This window comes from uncultured Dietzia sp., from assembly GCF_937873725.1.
In the GTDB taxonomy this organism is placed as follows: domain Bacteria; phylum Actinomycetota; class Actinomycetes; order Mycobacteriales; family Mycobacteriaceae; genus Dietzia.
In genome coordinates, this window is record NZ_CALMYY010000099.1 from 27,968 (window position 1) to 42,385 (window position 14,418).

Annotated in this window: 15 protein-coding genes and 1 pseudogene; 10 read left to right on the top strand and 6 right to left on the bottom strand. The window is 71.9% G+C overall.

The features are described 5' to 3' along the window. Positions 1-99 precede the first annotated feature (99 nt). The 3 genes from Q0444_RS10070 to Q0444_RS10080 are packed head-to-tail and all read left to right on the top strand — an operon-like array spanning position 100 to position 2,123. Positions 100-714, top strand: a complete 615-nt coding sequence (locus Q0444_RS10070; protein WP_291080988.1) for a TetR/AcrR family transcriptional regulator — start codon at positions 100-102, stop codon at positions 712-714. 36 nt (positions 715-750) lie between these two features. After that, on the top strand, positions 751-1,077 hold the full coding sequence (locus Q0444_RS10075) for an EthD domain-containing protein (RefSeq protein WP_299023170.1): 327 nt from the start codon (positions 751-753) through the stop codon (positions 1,075-1,077). Beyond that, positions 1,074-2,123, top strand: a complete 1,050-nt coding sequence (locus Q0444_RS10080; RefSeq protein ID WP_299023171.1) for an MBL fold metallo-hydrolase — start codon at positions 1,074-1,076, stop codon at positions 2,121-2,123. The genes Q0444_RS10075 and Q0444_RS10080 overlap by 4 nt, the downstream gene beginning before the upstream one ends. Before the next feature lie 15 nt (positions 2,124-2,138). Here the strand turns inward: Q0444_RS10080 and Q0444_RS10085 are convergent, their stop codons facing one another. Both Q0444_RS10085 and Q0444_RS10090 read right to left on the bottom strand, forming a co-directional pair. After that, positions 2,139-2,888, bottom strand: a complete 750-nt coding sequence (locus Q0444_RS10085; RefSeq protein WP_291080994.1) for an SDR family NAD(P)-dependent oxidoreductase — start codon at positions 2,886-2,888, stop codon at positions 2,139-2,141. Between the two features lie 77 nt (positions 2,889-2,965). Further along, positions 2,966-3,433 (bottom strand): MaoC family dehydratase, encoded by a 468-nt coding sequence (locus tag Q0444_RS10090; RefSeq protein WP_291080996.1) that lies wholly within the window; start codon positions 3,431-3,433, stop codon positions 2,966-2,968. A 119-nt stretch (positions 3,434-3,552) separates the two neighbouring features. Between Q0444_RS10090 and Q0444_RS10095 the strand changes: the two genes are divergently transcribed. Continuing rightward, complete coding sequence (locus tag Q0444_RS10095; RefSeq protein WP_291080998.1) at positions 3,553-4,269, top strand: LysR family transcriptional regulator substrate-binding protein; 717 nt, start codon at positions 3,553-3,555, stop codon at positions 4,267-4,269. Between the two features lie 30 nt (positions 4,270-4,299). Here the strand turns inward: Q0444_RS10095 and Q0444_RS10100 are convergent, their stop codons facing one another. Next, positions 4,300-4,905, bottom strand: a complete 606-nt coding sequence (locus Q0444_RS10100; protein WP_291081000.1) for a TetR/AcrR family transcriptional regulator — start codon at positions 4,903-4,905, stop codon at positions 4,300-4,302. A gap of 132 nt (positions 4,906-5,037) precedes the next feature. On the opposite strand from Q0444_RS10100, the gene Q0444_RS10105 reads away from it, so the two are divergent. The 5 genes from Q0444_RS10105 (at position 5,038) to Q0444_RS10125 (ending at position 9,559) form a co-directional block, all read left to right on the top strand. Then, positions 5,038-6,111, top strand: coding sequence for a phosphotransferase family protein (locus Q0444_RS10105; protein ID WP_291081002.1), 1,074 nt, complete (start codon positions 5,038-5,040; stop codon positions 6,109-6,111). Beyond that, positions 6,108-6,932 carry an SDR family NAD(P)-dependent oxidoreductase gene (locus Q0444_RS10110; protein ID WP_291081004.1) on the top strand — a complete coding sequence of 275 codons (825 nt, stop codon included), beginning with the start codon at positions 6,108-6,110 and terminating at the stop codon, positions 6,930-6,932. Before Q0444_RS10105 ends, Q0444_RS10110 begins: the two co-directional genes overlap by 4 nt. A gap of 24 nt (positions 6,933-6,956) precedes the next feature. Beyond that, the gene (locus Q0444_RS10115) at positions 6,957-8,099 is read left to right on the top strand and encodes an acyl-CoA dehydrogenase family protein (RefSeq protein WP_299023172.1); all 1,143 of its coding nucleotides are present in this window, start codon (positions 6,957-6,959) and stop codon (positions 8,097-8,099) included. Next, entirely contained in the window at positions 8,006-8,350 is a 345-nt protein-coding gene (locus Q0444_RS10120; RefSeq protein ID WP_367179752.1) for an acyl-CoA dehydrogenase family protein, read from the top strand. The genes Q0444_RS10115 and Q0444_RS10120 overlap by 94 nt, the downstream gene beginning before the upstream one ends. 69 nt (positions 8,351-8,419) lie before the next feature. Further along, the gene (locus tag Q0444_RS10125) at positions 8,420-9,559 is read left to right on the top strand and encodes a thiolase family protein (RefSeq protein WP_299023173.1); all 1,140 of its coding nucleotides are present in this window, start codon (positions 8,420-8,422) and stop codon (positions 9,557-9,559) included. 93 nt (positions 9,560-9,652) lie between these two features. Here the strand turns inward: Q0444_RS10125 and Q0444_RS10130 are convergent, their stop codons facing one another. The 3 genes and pseudogenes from Q0444_RS10130 to Q0444_RS10140 all read right to left on the bottom strand — a co-directional run bounded on the left by Q0444_RS10130 (position 9,653) and on the right by Q0444_RS10140 (position 13,114). Further along, positions 9,653-10,756 (bottom strand): zinc-binding dehydrogenase, encoded by a 1,104-nt coding sequence (locus Q0444_RS10130; protein ID WP_291081010.1) that lies wholly within the window; start codon positions 10,754-10,756, stop codon positions 9,653-9,655. 14 nt (positions 10,757-10,770) lie between these two features. Continuing rightward, positions 10,771-11,958 (bottom strand): annotated as a pseudogene (locus Q0444_RS10135) (acyl-CoA dehydrogenase family protein). Positions 11,959-11,974: 16 nt separating this feature from the next. Further along, positions 11,975-13,114 (bottom strand): CoA transferase, encoded by a 1,140-nt coding sequence (locus Q0444_RS10140; RefSeq protein WP_291081014.1) that lies wholly within the window; start codon positions 13,112-13,114, stop codon positions 11,975-11,977. Positions 13,115-13,216: 102 nt separating this feature from the next. Between Q0444_RS10140 and Q0444_RS10145 the strand changes: the two genes are divergently transcribed. Beyond that, entirely contained in the window at positions 13,217-14,410 is a 1,194-nt protein-coding gene (locus Q0444_RS10145) for an acyl-CoA dehydrogenase family protein (RefSeq protein ID WP_291081016.1), read from the top strand. The last annotated feature ends 8 nt before the right edge of the window (positions 14,411-14,418 follow it).

Below are 14,418 nucleotides of genomic sequence, written 5' to 3' on the forward strand. Positions count from 1 at the left end.
GGAGCGGGCGTGCGCCCGCCGCCGGCCTGCGGGTACGGGTGTGAGTTGAACTCACTTGTGTTTAATCTGGACGAATAACCACTAGATCGGGGGACTCCCATGGCAACCATCACCAAGACCGAGGGACCGCGCTCCAAGCGTAAGGACATCCTCGAGGCGGCCGTGGCCAACTTCGGCAGCGTCGGCTACGAGCACACCAAGTGGGCGACCATCGCCGGAGACGTGGGGATCGGTCAGACGGCCCTCTACCACTACTTCGAGTCCAAGGCGCACTGCCTGCTCACCATCATGGGCAACGAGCTCACGCGGTACCACGAGAGGTTCTCGTCCGCCGTCGAGGGCGCCGCGGATTCCGAGAGCGCCCTGCGGGCCGCGATCGCGAGCGCCTACGACATCACCGAGGCGGAGGCGCTCCAGGCGCGCATCCTGCTGCACCACATCGACATGCTCGCCACCCCGCGCTCGTCCGAGCGGGAGGAACAGGAGCGGATCCGCGCCCGCGAGCTGGTGCGCGTCGTGGAGCGGGACTGGAGCGGCCTGCTCGAGCGCGGCATGGCCTCGGGCGACTTCCCGCGGCGCGACGAGGTCGAGCTCGGGCGGTTCGTGCTCGGGCTGATCAACTCCGTGTGGAACTGGTACCGCCCCGGTGGCGGGCGGGAGCTGTCGGAGGTCTCGGAGTCCGTCACGGCGGCGTGCCTGCGGCTGGTGCACTAGCGCTGTTCTTTTTCTGAAATCAACTATGGAGGACCCATGTACAACCTCATCGTGATGGCGTCGAAGCCCAGTGAGTGGACCCACGACCAGTTCATCGAGTGGTGGCGCGGCGAGCACGCCGAGGTGACCTACCCGCTGCCCGGCCTGCGGCGTTGGTCGCACACGGCGGTCAAGGAGACCGGTGGGAACAAGCACTCGCTCGGCTGGGACGGGGTGTCGGTCCTCAGCTTTGATTCCAAGGAGGCATACGACGCGATGCTCGAGAGCCCGGAGTGGGCGAAGGCCGCGGAGCACGTCGGCTCCATGGGGGGTCGCGCCATCATGGTGATGGGCGAAGAACAGGTCATGGTCTCGGACACGTGACGGCGGCGTCGGGCACGGGCGGGTCCGGCTCGGACTGGGCCGACGTCGGGTGCCACAGGGTGGTCGAGGGCGTCCACCGGATCCCGCTCCCCATGCCCGGGGACGGGCTGCGGGCGATCAACGTGTACGTGATCGAGGGGCCGGCCGGCGTCTCGCTCATCGACGCGGGCTGGAACGTTCCGGGCAACCTCGACATCCTCCGCGACGGACTCGCCTCGATCGACGTGGGACTGGAGGAGATCACCGACGTCCACGTCACCCACATCCACCGGGACCACTACACGATGGGGCCGGAGCTGCGGCGCCGGGTCGGGGCACGGGTGCACCTCGGTCGCGCCGAGCGGCCGGGGCTCGTCGCCCTGCGGCGGCTGCGCAGCGGGGTGCCGGTGGACTCCCTGGTTCAGCTCGGGCGGGCGGGGGCCGGCGACATCGCCCAGGCCGCCCGCCTCGACGCGCTGACCGAACCGTGGGAGGAGCCGGACTGGGAGATGCCCGACGAGTGGACCGCCGAGGGTGAGGTCTCCGTGGCCGGCAGGCGCATGGAGGCGCTGCGCACCGCGGGCCACACCAAGGGTCACCTGGTCTTCTCCGACGACCGGCTGGGCGTCACCTTCACGGGGGATCACGTCCTGCCGCGGATCTCGCCGTCCATCGGCTTCGAGCTGGGTGGGTGGGACAACCCGCTCGGGGACTACCTCGCCTCGCTGGAGGCGATGCTGGGGCGCCCCGATTCCGAGATGCTCCCCGCGCACGGCGCGGTCGGGGGCAGCGTGCACGGCCGGACCCGCGAGCTCCTGGCCCACCACGACGAGCGACTGGCGGCCACGCGGGCGCGGGTGGCCGCGCGGCAGGGTGCCACCGGCCTGGAGGTGGCCGAAGGGCTGCCCTGGACCCGGCGAGAGCGGTCGTTCGCCTCCCTCGACGGGTTCAACCGGATGATCGCGACGTGCGAGACCATGGCGCACCTCGACGTCCTGGTGGCGAGGGGTTCCCTCGCCGTGGACGAGGTGTCGCCGGAGGGCGTGGCGAGGTACGTCACCGCCTGACCCCCCGGCGGCGGCTCAGCGGACCGTCCAGCCGCCGTCCGCGTAGACCTCGCTGCCCGTCATGAACCCGGCGTCGTCGCTGGCGAGGAACGCCACGCAGCCGGCGATCTCCGCCGGGGTGCCGAGCCTGCCCATCGGGGTTCCCGCGAGCATGCCGCGGTGTCGCTCGCTGCCCTCGTAGCGCTCGAGCAGCTGGGGCGTCTCGATGAATCCCGGGTGCAGCGAGTTCACGCGGACGCCCCTGGTGGCCCAGTGGATCGCCGCGTTCTTGGTCATGGTCCGCACCGCGCCCTTGGCCGCGTGGTAGGCGAAGCTGTTCCCGAAGCCGCCGACGGTGCCGAGGATCGAGGACACGTTGACGATCGCGCCGCCGCCGGTGCGCTCGATCGCGGCGCCGGCGTGCTTCATGCCCAGCCACACCCCGGTCTGGTCGACGTCGATCACGCGTTGCCAGTGCTCCGGGGTCTCGTCCTCCAGCGACCTGAGGCTGCCGATCCCCGCGTTGTTGATCAGCGCGTCGAGCCGGCCGTGGGCGTCCATGACGCGCTCGACCGCGGCGGCCCACTGGTCCTCCGCGGCCACGTCGAGCTCCACCGTCAGGTGGGGGCGGGGCGGGAGGGAGGAGGCGACCCGGTCCAGGGGGGTGCCGGGCAGGTCGGCGACGACGACGACGGCGCCCTCCGAGGCGAGCCTGCCGCAGATCTCCGTGCCGATTCCGCCCGTGGCGCCGGTGACGAGTACGACCCGGTCCTCAAAACGCTTCATGTGTCCAGCCCTTTCCCGCGGTGACGTGAGGTACTCGCCCACAATAGCTGAACTGAAGTGGATTCAGCAGCGCTCCCTCACGCCTCCGGCGGGAACGCGACCATGAGCGCCTCGACCACGCAGGCGGGCGTGTCTCTGCCCTCCACCTCGATGGAGTAGTGGACGCACCCGAGGACCCCGCCGGCCGAGGCGTCGCGGGTCCACGCGACCCGCCCGCGCGCACGGATCCGGTCGCCCGGGCGCACGAACGAGGGGAATCGCACCTTGTCGAGCCCGTAGTTGATCGCGCGGCCGACGCCCTCGAAGGTGAACAGCGCGGAGCTCAGGCGCGGGACGAGCGACAGGGTGAGGTAGCCGTGGGCCACCGTCGTGCCCATGTCGGACGCGGCCGCCCGCTCCGGATCGACGTGGATCCACTGCCAGTCCTCGGTGACGTCGGCAAAGCCGTCGATGCGGTCCTGGGTGACGGTGAACCACTCGCCCGCCCCGAGGTCGAGGCCGGCGGCCGCGCGGAACTCGTCGACGCCGTGGAACACGTGGGTCATGGGTCCTCCTGTGAACGGTGGGGCCGGTCGTCCCGGCGACTCGCACGGTAGCGGTCCGGGCCGCCGCCCGGCGGCGAATCCCGAATCGGGTTCAGTCGGGTGCGCGCTAGGTTAGTGGGGTGACTGATGAGAGCGGCCCGGGGCCCCGCCGCCTGGCCATCGGCTACGTCCCCGGCGTGCAGCCCGACAAATGGCTCACCCGGTGGCGCGAGCGCCACCCCGACGTGCCGATCGCGGCGCGGCGGATGGGGGACCCCCGGTCGGCGCTGGCCGAGGCTGCCGGCGACGACGGCGTCGACGTGATCTTCCTCCGTGAGCCGGACGATGCCCCGCGCGCGGCCCCGCCCGGGCTGCTCCGGGTGCCGCTGTACACCGAGACGATGGCGGTGCTGGCGGGCAAGGACCACGAGCTGGTCGCGTTCGAGACGCTGGCCGTGGCGGATCTCGCGGGCGAGCGGTGGCTCGACCCGGTGGACGCGATCGCCGCGAGCCCGGACGAGGTGTCGGCCGCGGTGGACCTGGTGGCCGCCGGGGCCGGGCTCCTGGTGCTGCCGCTGCCGTACGCGCGGTCGCTGAGCCGGCGCGACGTGGTCGTCCGAGCGCTCGAGGGCGTGCCGGCCACCCGGATGGGCGTGGCGTGGTCGCCCCGGCGCGAGGGGGACGAGCTGATCGACGAGTTCGTGGGCATCGTCCGCGGGCGCACCGCCGCCACCACGCGCGGCGGGGCGGAGCCTGCGAGGGAGAAGCTCAACGCCAGGCAGAAGACGGCGGCCAAGGCCGCGCGCGCCCGTGAGCGGGGTACGGCGTCGGGGGGCCGGGGCAGCCGACGCCGCTGAGCGGCGGGCGGGCCCGGCCGCGAGGGTCACTCAACCCCGCCCGGCACCCACCATGCCGCGCGCGAAGTCCAGGTGCCGCCGAACGATCTGGTCGGGGGAGAGCGGGCCGTCCGTCCGGTACCAGGACGCGATCGACACGCACAGGGAGGCCACCGCCCGGGCGGCATCCGACGGGTGTGCGCACTCGAACGCCCCCGACTCCACTCCGGCCCGGATGGCGTCCTCGATCATCTTCTGCTGGGCGTCCCGCTGAGCGACGTGCCGCGCGCGGGCCTCGGGTTCCATGCTCCGCATCTCGGTGGAGGCGACAAAGGCGTGGTCCCGCCGGGCCATGTGGAATCGGGACAGGCACTCCACGATGTTGTCGAACCGGGCGGCGGGGTCGTCCCCGGCGTCCTCGGCGGCCGCGGCGGTGAGCTCGAGCATCTCGGTCATCGTGGACTCCGCCACCGCGCGCAGGAGCGCCTGCTTGGACGGGAAGTGGTGGTACAGGCCCGGAACCGAGAGGCCGGCGGCGTCGGCGATCGTCCGGATGGACGCCCCGTGGTACCCGTGACGGGCAAACACCTCGAGGGCCGCCCGCAGCGCCGGAGGCAGCGGGTCCGGCCCGGGGTCCCGCCAGTCCGTCGGCGTCATGCACCTCACCCCTCGGGTAGTGGCGCGTCGTCCGGGGCGCCGGGCTTGACCCCGACTGGTGTCCTGGGCCACACTCCAGGGTACAGACCGAACGATCGCTCGGCTCGGTGAGCCCGCCACGAGGAGAAGCAGATGTCAGCGCAGGACGACAGGCCCGACCTCCCGCTGGACGAGCTGCTCCGCCCCGACGTGGTGGGCCCGAAGATCGCCGAGGCCACGGGGGACGACGCCTGGGCGGATTTCGACGCCGAGCTCATCGCGGGCGGCAAATCCAACCTCACCTTCACCCTCCGCTCGGACGTCGGGGAGCTCATCCTCCGGCGCCCGCCGACCGGAGAGCTGCTGCCCAGCGCGCACGACATGGGCCGCGAGGCGCGGATACAGCTCGGCCTGGCCGGCACCGGCGTCCCGGTCGCGCGGGTGGTGCTCAACGAGACCACCGGCGAGGACCTGGGCGTGCCGTACTACGTGATGGAGAAGGTGGTCGGGCACATCATCCGCGACGAGTTGCCGCCGGGCTTCGCCGAGTCCGACCGCGACAAGGCGGCCATGGCGGACGCCCAGATCGACGCGATGGTCGCACTCCACGCGGTGGATCAGGACGCGGTCGGCCTGGGGGACCTCGGTCGCCCGGAGGGCTACCTCGAGCGTCAGCTGCGCCGGTGGCTGGGACAGTCCGAGAAGGCCTCCGACACCGTCCGCGCGGACCGCCTGCCCGACCTGGCGGCGCGTCTCGGCCGGAGCATGCCCACCTCGCCGTCGTCGCGGATCATCCACGGTGACTACCGCCTGGACAACTACGTCGTGGACCCGGGTGACCCGGGCAGGATCCTCGCGATCCTCGACTGGGAGTTGTCCACCCTCGGCGACCCGGTCGCCGACCTCGCGCAGACTGTCCTGTACTGGGGCGACCCGGACGGCCCGGAGGTTCCGCTCATCCCCAGCATCACCACCGAACCGGGCTGGCCGGGCCCGCAGCGGCTGCTCGACCGCTACTGCGCGGCGACCGGCACCGACCCGTCCCACATGCCGTGGTACCTGGCCTTTGCTGTCTTCAAGTTCGCGGCGATCGCCCAGGGCGTGGCCACCCGCTCGGAGGCCGGCGACATGGCGGGCCAGGACTTCGGCGACATCGGCCCGCAGATCCGCGACCTGGTCGACCACGGCCACGCGATCCTCGATTCCGCGCAGGGGACCCAGCGATGACCGACGCCACCCCGGGCCCGCCGACGCCGGTCGACCCGCGGACCGGGCCGCAGTCCGAGCTCCCCGTGCTGGACCGCTTCCGGATGGACGGCCGCGTCGCGGTGATCACCGGGGCCTCGTCCGGGCTCGGCGCCGGGTTCGCCCGCGCGCTGTCCTCGGCCGGCGCCACCGTCGTCCTGGCCGCGCGCCGCCGCGAGCGGCTCGAGGCGCTGGCCGACGAGCTCTGCGCGGCCGGGGGGCGGGCCTCGACCGTGGCGTGCGACGTCGCCGACCCCGAGGCCTGCGCCGCGATGACCCGCGCGGCGATGGAGGCCCACGGCCGGATCGATGTGCTGGTCAACAACGCCGGCATCGGCACCGCGGTGCCCGCGCTCAAGGAGACCCCCGAGCAGTTCCGCTCGGTCGTGGACGTCAACCTCAACGGCGCCTTCTGGGCGGCCAAGGAGTGCGCGGCCGTCATGGGGCCCGGCTCGAGCATCGTCAACGTCGCCAGCGTCCTGGGCCTGACCGCGGGGTTCGCGCCGCAGGCCGCCTATTCGGCTACCAAGGCCGCGGTCATGGGGCTCACCCGCGACCTGGCCTCGCAGTGGGGCGGACGGCGCGGGATCCGTGTGAACTCGCTTGCGCCCGGCTACTTCGCCTCCGAGATGACCGACGAGATCCCGGAGGCGATGCTCGCGGACATCACCGGCCGCACGATCTTCGGCCGGCTCGGCCTGCAGCCCGAGCTCGACGCCGCCCTGCTGTTCCTCGCCTCCGACGCCTCGTCGTTCATCACGGGCACGACGCTCGTGGTGGACGGCGGGATGACCCTCCACTAGAGATCTCTGACAGGAGACAACACAATGGATTTCGCTCACAGTCAGCGCAGCCTCGAGCTGCAGGAGAACATGTGGGAGTTCATGCGTGAGCACGTCCTCCCCGCCGAGCCGGTGTGGGCGGAGTACCTGCGCGAGCACGGCGACAACGCCTACCCGCCCGTCATGGAGGACCTCAAGGCCGAGGCCCGCCGCCGCGGTCTGTGGAATCTCTTCCTGCCCGAGTGGTCCGGCATCTCCAACCTCGAGTTCGCCGCGGTCTCGGAGATCACCGGGTGGTCGCCCGTCATCGCCCCGGAGGCCATCAACTCGCAGGCCCCCGACACGGGCAACATGGAGACCTTCCACCTGTTCGGCACCGACGAGCAGAAGGCGAAGTACCTCGAGCCGCTCAAGGAGGGCAGGATCCGCTCGGCGTACGCCATGACCGAGCCGGACGTGGCCTCCTCCGACGCCACCAACATCCAGACCGTGATCCGGCGCGAGGGCGACGAGTACGTGATCAACGGCCGCAAGTGGTGGATCACCGGCATCGCCGACACCCGCTGCGAGATCCTCATCGTCATGGGCAAGACCGACGAGTCCGCCGAGACCCACCGGCAGCAGTCCATGGTGCTGGTCCCGCGCGACACCCCGGGCCTGACCATCGAGCGCAACCTCCCGCTGTTCGGCTACCAGGACCAGCACGGGCACTGCGAGATCGTGTTCTCCGACGTTCGCGTGCCGGTGTCGAACCTGCTCGGGGAGGAGGGCGCCGGGTTCGCCATCGCCCAGGCCCGCCTCGGGCCGGGCCGCATCCACCACGCCATGCGCGCCATCGGCATGGCCGAGCGGGCCCTGGCGCTCATGGTGGACCGCGCCAAGTCCCGCCACGCCTTCGGCGGGGCGCCGGCCGCCCCCAGCGGCGTCCCGCACCACATCGCCACCCCCCGGACCCGCGACCGCCCGCGCCCCCCGGCCGCCCCCCCCGGGGGCCGGGCCGCGCCCCCCACGCCCGGGACCCCCCCGGCTGGCCCGAGCGGGCCGTGGCGCTCATGGGGCCCCGGGGAAAGTCCCGCCACGCCTTCGGCGGGTCCCTGGCCAGCCAGGGCGTCGTCCAGGAGCACATCGCCAACTCGCGGATCGAGATCGACCAGGCGCGCCTGCAGGTGCAGCACTGCGCGTGGATGATCGACACCGTCGGCGCCAAGGAGGCCCGCTTCGAGATCTCCGCCATCAAGGTGATCGCCCCGCAGGTCGCCTGCGCCGTGATCGACCGGGCCATCGAGATCTACGGCGGCGCCGGCGTCTCCGGCGACACCCCGCTCGCGTACTTCTACGCCTGGGCGCGGGCCCTGCGGATCGTCGACGGCCCGGACGCCGTGCACCGCCGCACCATCGCGCGCGGCGAGCTCAGGCGGACACCGCCGTTCATCGGCTGATACTAGGATGTCCCACTAAAGTGGCTGGGACGACTGAGACATGACCACCGAGACAAGGGAGAACACCACATGGGTGCAGTAATCGTGGAGGCCGTGCGCAGCGCGGTCGGCAAGCGCAACGGCGGGCTGGCCGGGGTCCATCCGGCCGACTTGTCGGGCAAGGTGCTCAACGCGCTCGTCGAGCGCGCGGGGATCGACCCGGCCGTCGTCGAGGACGTGATCTGGGGCTGCGTCACGCAGGCCGGCGAGCAGACCGGCGACCTCGCCCGGACCGCGGTGCTGTCCGCTGGCTGGCCGGAGACCGTCACCGGCGTGACCATCGACCGGCAGTGCGGATCCTCGCAGCAGGCGTTGAGCTTCGCGGTGGCCGTGGTCGAGGCAGGTCATCATGACGTGGTGATCGCCGGTGGTGTGGAGACCATGAGCCGCAATCCGATGGGTAGCTCGGCTATGGGCAAGAACCCCTACGGCGACGATTTTCTGGGCCGTTACGATGGCATCATGCCCAACCAGGGCATCGGCGCCGAGATGATCGCCGAGCGCTGGGGCCTGACCCGCACCCAGCTCGACGAGTTCGCGGTGGCCTCGCACGAGAAGGCCGCCGCCGCGCAGGACGCCGGCGTCAACGCCGGACACATCGTCCCGATCACCACCCCGGACGGCATGTTCGACGCGGATCAGGGCATCCGTCGCGGCTCGAAGGTCGAGGCGCTCGCGGGCCTCAAGACCCCGTTCAAGGCCGACGGCGTGGTCAGCGCCGGCAACGCCTCCCAGATCTCGGACGGCTCCGCGGCGCTCCTCGTGATGAGCGAGGAGGCGGCCGCCAGGTACGGCTGCACCCCGATCGCCCGCGTGCACACCGCCACGCTCGCCGGCGACGACCCCGTCATCATGCTCACCGCGCCGATCCCGGCCACGGCCAAGGCGCTCGAGAAGTCCGGGCTGACGATCGACGACATCGGCGTGTTCGAGGTCAACGAGGCCTTCGCGTCCGTGCCCATGGCGTGGCTCGCGGAGACCGGCGCCGACCCGGCCAGGCTCAACCCGAACGGCGGCGCGATCGCCCTCGGGCATCCGCTCGGCGGCTCCGGCGCCCGGATCATGACCGACATGATCCATCACATGAAGGCGAACGGAATCAAGTACGGCCTGCAGACGATGTGCGAGGGCGGCGGCCAGGCCAACGCCACCATCATCGAACTGCTCTGATCGGAACTGCTCTGATCGGAACCGGTTTGATAGGAACCGTGTCGATCCCCGCTCCCCGATCCGGGGGCGGGGATCGACGCGTTCCGGCGGACGCTAGCCGCCGGTGAGGACCACCGCCCGGCCGAGGATCTCGCCGCGGTCGAGCGCCTGGTAGGTCTCGGGGGCCTCGTCGAGGCTGACGCGCCGCGAGATCACCTCGCCCAGGTCGAGCCTGCCGGCGGCGAGCAGCCGGATGAGGTCGGGCACGTCGCGCCGGGCGCGCGCCCCGTAGGAGCCCTTGATCTGGATCTTGCGCCGGACGATGCGGGCCAGGTCCACGTCGAGGGTGGTGCCGGCGGGAGGGATCCCGACGACGACGGCGCGGCCGCCCTCCCGGGTGATGTCCACGGCCAGGTTGGTCGTCGCGGCGGACCCGAGGGCCTCGAAGGCGACGTCGACCCCGCGGCCGCCCGTGATCTCCGCGATCGCCTCGGCCGCGTCGACGCGCGAGCTGTTCACCGTGTGCGTGGCACCCATCCGGCGGGCGAGGTCCAACTTGTCGTCGTCGACATCGATCGCGATCACCGGCTCCGCACCACTGACCGCCGCGAGTTGCACGATGTTCTGCCCCACGCCGCCCACGGCCACCACCGCGACGGACTCGCCGGCGCGGACGTCGCCCACGTTGCGCACCGCGCCGTAGGCGGTGAACAGCGAACAGCCGAGGATCGCCGAATCGGTCAGGTCCAGCTGGTCGGGGAGCGGGAACACGGCCGTGGCCGGGGTGACGCTGTACTCGGCCATGCCGCCCATCGAGTACATGGACAGCGTCTCACCGTTGGCGCGGCGCAGGCGGGACTCGCCGTCGTACAGCGTGCCCCGCAGCCGGTTGAACTCGAAGAACGTCGAGCACAGGTCCTCCATGCCGCGGGCGCAGTTTTCGCACGATCCGCACGGCATGATGAACGATCCCACCACCCGGTCGCCGGGCTTGACGTTGGCCACGCCCGCGCCGACCTCGGCGACGATCCCGGAGATCTCGTGCCCCAGGACGCCGGGCAACGGGAAGCCGACCTCGCCCTTGAGCACGTGCAGGTCCGTGTGGCAGACCCCGCACGCGTGGTTGTGCACGAGCACCTCTCCCGCGCGCGGTTCGGGGACGGGGATGTCCTCGATCACCAGCGGGGACCCGACTTCTACGCAGACTGCAGCCTTCATGGACGCGACCCTACTCAGCCGCTGCGGCCCAGGAGGTCGTCCGAGATGATCCGCATCTGGATCTCGCTGGTGCCCTCGAAGATCCGGGTGAGGCGGGCGTCGCGCCAGTGCCGCTCGACCTGGAAGTCGGTGGTGTAGCCGGCGCCGCCGTGGATCTGGATTCCCTGGGAGGTGACGCGCTCGGCCATCTCGGTGGCCACGAGCTTGCACATCGCGGCCTCGGTGGAACACCGGCGGCCCGAGTCGATCGCGGTGGCCACCGAGTACATGAGTTGGCGGGCGGCCTCGATGTCGGCGGCCATCTTGGCGATCTCGAAGCGCAGATACTGGAACTCGCCGATGGGGCGGCCGAACTGTTCGCGCGTGGCGACGTACGCGATCGAGTCCTCGAGCGCGGCGCGCGCGAGGCCGATAGCGCGGGCGGCGGTGTGGGCGCGGCCCACCTCGAGCCCGGAGACCGCCATGTAGAAGCCCTTGCCCTCCTCGCCGAGCAGCGCCGAGGCCGGGATCCGGAAGTCGTCGAAGGACAGCTCCCAGGTCTGCCAGCCGAAGTAGCCGATCTTGCGCACCGGGGTGCCGGTGATCCCGGCGGGGAACGACCCGCGCTCCTTCTCGACGAGGAAGGTGGAGATGCCGCGGTGTGGCTTGGCCGGATCGCGGTTCGGGTCTGTGCGGGCGAACAGCACCAGGTAGTCGGCCTGGTCGGCGTAGGTGCACCACATCTTGGTGCCGTTGACGACCCACTCGTCGCCCTCGCGGACCGCACGGCAGGAGATGTTGGCGACGTCCGAGCCCGCCTCCGCCTCCGACAGCGCGTAGGCGCCCAGCCACTCGCCGCGCGCGACCCTCGGCAGGAGCCGGGACTCCTGCTCGGCGGTGAACCCGCCGCCCATGCCGTTGCCGCGGGCCAGCAGCCCCGAGACGGACAGTTAGCCGCGCGCGAGCTCCTCGGCCACCAGGCAGTACTCGAAGACGCCCAGGCCGAGCCCGCCGTGATCCTCGTCGATCATGATCCCGAAGAAGCCCATCTCCGCCATTTTCCGGCGGAGCTCGTCGGGGATGTCGCCGCGCTCGGGGTCCAGCACGTTGGCGATCGGCAGGACCTCCCTGGCGGTGAACTCGCGGGCCAGGTCGCGGATGGCCAGCCGCTCCTCGGTGAGGTAGACGGGCGTGTCGGGCCGGGCGGTGGGCTCGTGCGTCATGGAAGGTGTCTCTCCCTCAGGTGAGGCGGTCGGTGTCGGCGCCGAGGCGGGGCGCGGGGCCGGCCGAGAGGTGGGTGCCGTCGAAGGTGGCCGGATGGGCGGCCGCGAGATAGGGGCCGATTCCGGGCTGGTCGAGCGTGCCGAACAAGGGATTGGCGTCGAGTTCGCCCTCGGCGACGACCTCGGCGAAGGTCCGGTACCGCTCGTGGAGCACCACGGAATCGGCGAGCGCCAGGGCCGCCTCCTCGGTCGTGTGCGCGGAGAACCAGCGGGCGAACAGGGCGGCCAGGACCTCGCGGTAGGAGTAGCGGTCTGATTCGGCCGTGAAGTCGGCGCCGGTGGCGGCCTCCAGCGCGTCGACGGCCTCGCGGGTGCCGGTGAGGCGGGCCAGGTCCCGGAAGTGCCGGGTGGTCAGGGCGACGATCATGAACCGGCCGCCGTCGGAGGTGGTGAAGTCGGTGCCGAAGGTGCCGTAGACGTGATTGCCCACTGCCGGGCGGGAGGAGCCGTCGAGCTGGGGTTCGGTGAGGTAGCCGAGCGTCCCGGCCGTGGCCAGCGCCACGTCGTCGAGCGGCAAGATGAGGCGTCGGCCCCGGCCCGTCCGCTCGCGCTCGCGCACGGCGGCCACCACGGCCAGCGCCGCGTGGAGCCCGGCCGCGACGTCCCAGGCGGGCAGCGCGTGATTTACCACCTGCCCGCCGCCGGGGCCGGTGATCGCCGGGAAGCCCAGGGCGGCGTTGACCGTGTAGTCGACCCCCGGCCGGCCGTCCCGGCGGCCGAGCAGCTCGAGGGTGATCACGTCGGGGCGGATCGCCGACAGTGTCCCGTGGCTCATCCAGTCGCGGCCGCCGGAGTTGGTGACGAGGATGCCCCCGCCCTCACCGGGTGCGGTGACCAGCTCGCGCAGTGACTGCCGGCCCGACTCCGAGCGCAGGTCGAGCGTGACCGAGGCCTTGCCGCGGTTGAGGCCGGTCCAGTAGATGGACGTGCCGTCGGGGGCGAGCGGCCAGCGGTTCACGTCGGCCGCGCCACCGATCGGGTCGACGCGGATCACCTCGGCGCCCAGTTGCGCGAGCGTGAGCCCGCACAGGGGAGAGGCGACGAAGCTGGAGAGCTCCACCACGCGGATGCCGTCGAGCGGCCTGGTGTCGGGCATCGGAAACCTCCGGCGGTCGCCGCAAACGATGATAATAGTTGCTAGCATACAGGCGAATCGGGGCGCGCCGTCCCGAACAGGGGCACGGTCGGAGGGTGTGCGATGGGGGATCGGGCCACGGCGTCGGAGGTCGAGGCGGCCGACTTCGCGGACATTCTCGCGGCCACCCGCGAGTACATCCGCACGGCCGTGGTGCCGCGCGAACAGGAGATCGCGGACGCCGACGCGGTCCCGGAGGAGATCCGCGCCGGGCTGGCCGGGATGGGGATGTTCGGCTACGCCATCCCGCAGCGCTGGGGCGGGCTCGGGCTCGACCTGCGGCAGGACGTCGAGTTGGCGATGGAGTTCGGCTACACGACGCTGGCCATGCGCTCGCTCTTCGGAACCAACAACGGCATCGCCGGCCAGGTACTCGTGGGCTTCGGCACCGACGAGCAGAGGGAGCGGTGGCTGTCCCGGATCGCCTCCGGTGAGGTGATCGCCTCGTTCGCGCTCACCGAGGACGGCGCCGGCTCCAACCCCGCGGGACTGAAGACCGGTGCGGTCCGCGACGGTGACGACTGGGTGATCGACGGCGTCAAGCGCTTCATCACCAACGCCCCCCTGGCCGGGCTGTTCGTGGTCTTCGCGCGCACGCGCCCCGCCGACGCCGACGGGACCGGGATCGCGGTCTTCCTCGTTCCGGCCGACACCCCCGGGGTCACGGTGGGGCCCAAGGATTCGACGATGGGGCAGGAGGGGGCGTGGACCGCCGAGGTGGCCTTCCGGGGTGTCCGGGTGCCGGGGTCGGCGTTGGTCGGCGGGGACGAGGACGCCGGCTACCGGGCCGCCATGACCTCGCTCGCACGCGGCCGCATCCACATCGCCGCGGTGTCGGTGGGGACGGCGCAGCGGGCGCTCGACGAGTCGCTGGCCCACGCCGTGACCACCACGCAGGGCGGTACCCGGATCGGGGACTTCCAGCTGGTCCAGGCCATGCTCGCCGAGATCCAGACCGGCGTGATGGCCGGCCGCGCGTTGGTCCGCGAGGCCGCCGAGGCGTACGTGTCCGGCAGCGACCGGAGGATCGCCCCGTCGGCGGCCAAGCTCTACTGCACCGAGATGGTGGGCAGGGCGGCCGACCTCGCGGTCCAGATCCACGGCGGCACCGGCTACATGCGCGGGGTCCCCGTCGAGCGGATCTACCGCGACGTCCGGCTGCTGCGCCTGTACGAGGGCACGAGCGAGATCCAGAAGCTGATCGTGGGCGGCGGACTCGTCCGCGGCGCGGTCGGCCGGGGCGCGGGATCGCGGTGACAGGGGCT

Excerpts from the sequence above, each read along its gene's own strand:
- Q0444_RS10070 (WP_291080988.1), top strand. The coding sequence starts at position 100 with ATGGCAACCATCACCAAGACCGAGGGACCGCGCTCCAAGCGTAAGGAC.
- Q0444_RS10075 (WP_299023170.1), top strand. The coding sequence starts at position 751 with ATGTACAACCTCATCGTGATGGCGTCGAAGCCCAGTGAGTGGACCCAC.
- Q0444_RS10085 (WP_291080994.1), bottom strand. The coding sequence starts at position 2,888 with ATGAAGCGTTTTGAGGACCGGGTCGTACTCGTCACCGGCGCCACGGGC.
- Q0444_RS10090 (WP_291080996.1), bottom strand. The coding sequence starts at position 3,433 with ATGACCCACGTGTTCCACGGCGTCGACGAGTTCCGCGCGGCCGCCGGC.
- Q0444_RS10100 (WP_291081000.1), bottom strand. The coding sequence starts at position 4,905 with ATGACGCCGACGGACTGGCGGGACCCCGGGCCGGACCCGCTGCCTCCG.
- Q0444_RS10105 (WP_291081002.1), top strand. The coding sequence starts at position 5,038 with ATGTCAGCGCAGGACGACAGGCCCGACCTCCCGCTGGACGAGCTGCTC.
- Q0444_RS10110 (WP_291081004.1), top strand. The coding sequence starts at position 6,108 with ATGACCGACGCCACCCCGGGCCCGCCGACGCCGGTCGACCCGCGGACC.
- Q0444_RS10115 (WP_299023172.1), top strand. The coding sequence starts at position 6,957 with ATGGATTTCGCTCACAGTCAGCGCAGCCTCGAGCTGCAGGAGAACATG.
- Q0444_RS10125 (WP_299023173.1), top strand. The coding sequence starts at position 8,420 with ATGGGTGCAGTAATCGTGGAGGCCGTGCGCAGCGCGGTCGGCAAGCGC.
- Q0444_RS10130 (WP_291081010.1), bottom strand. The coding sequence starts at position 10,756 with ATGAAGGCTGCAGTCTGCGTAGAAGTCGGGTCCCCGCTGGTGATCGAG.
- Q0444_RS10140 (WP_291081014.1), bottom strand. The coding sequence starts at position 13,114 with ATGCCCGACACCAGGCCGCTCGACGGCATCCGCGTGGTGGAGCTCTCC.
- Q0444_RS10145 (WP_291081016.1), top strand. The coding sequence starts at position 13,217 with ATGGGGGATCGGGCCACGGCGTCGGAGGTCGAGGCGGCCGACTTCGCG.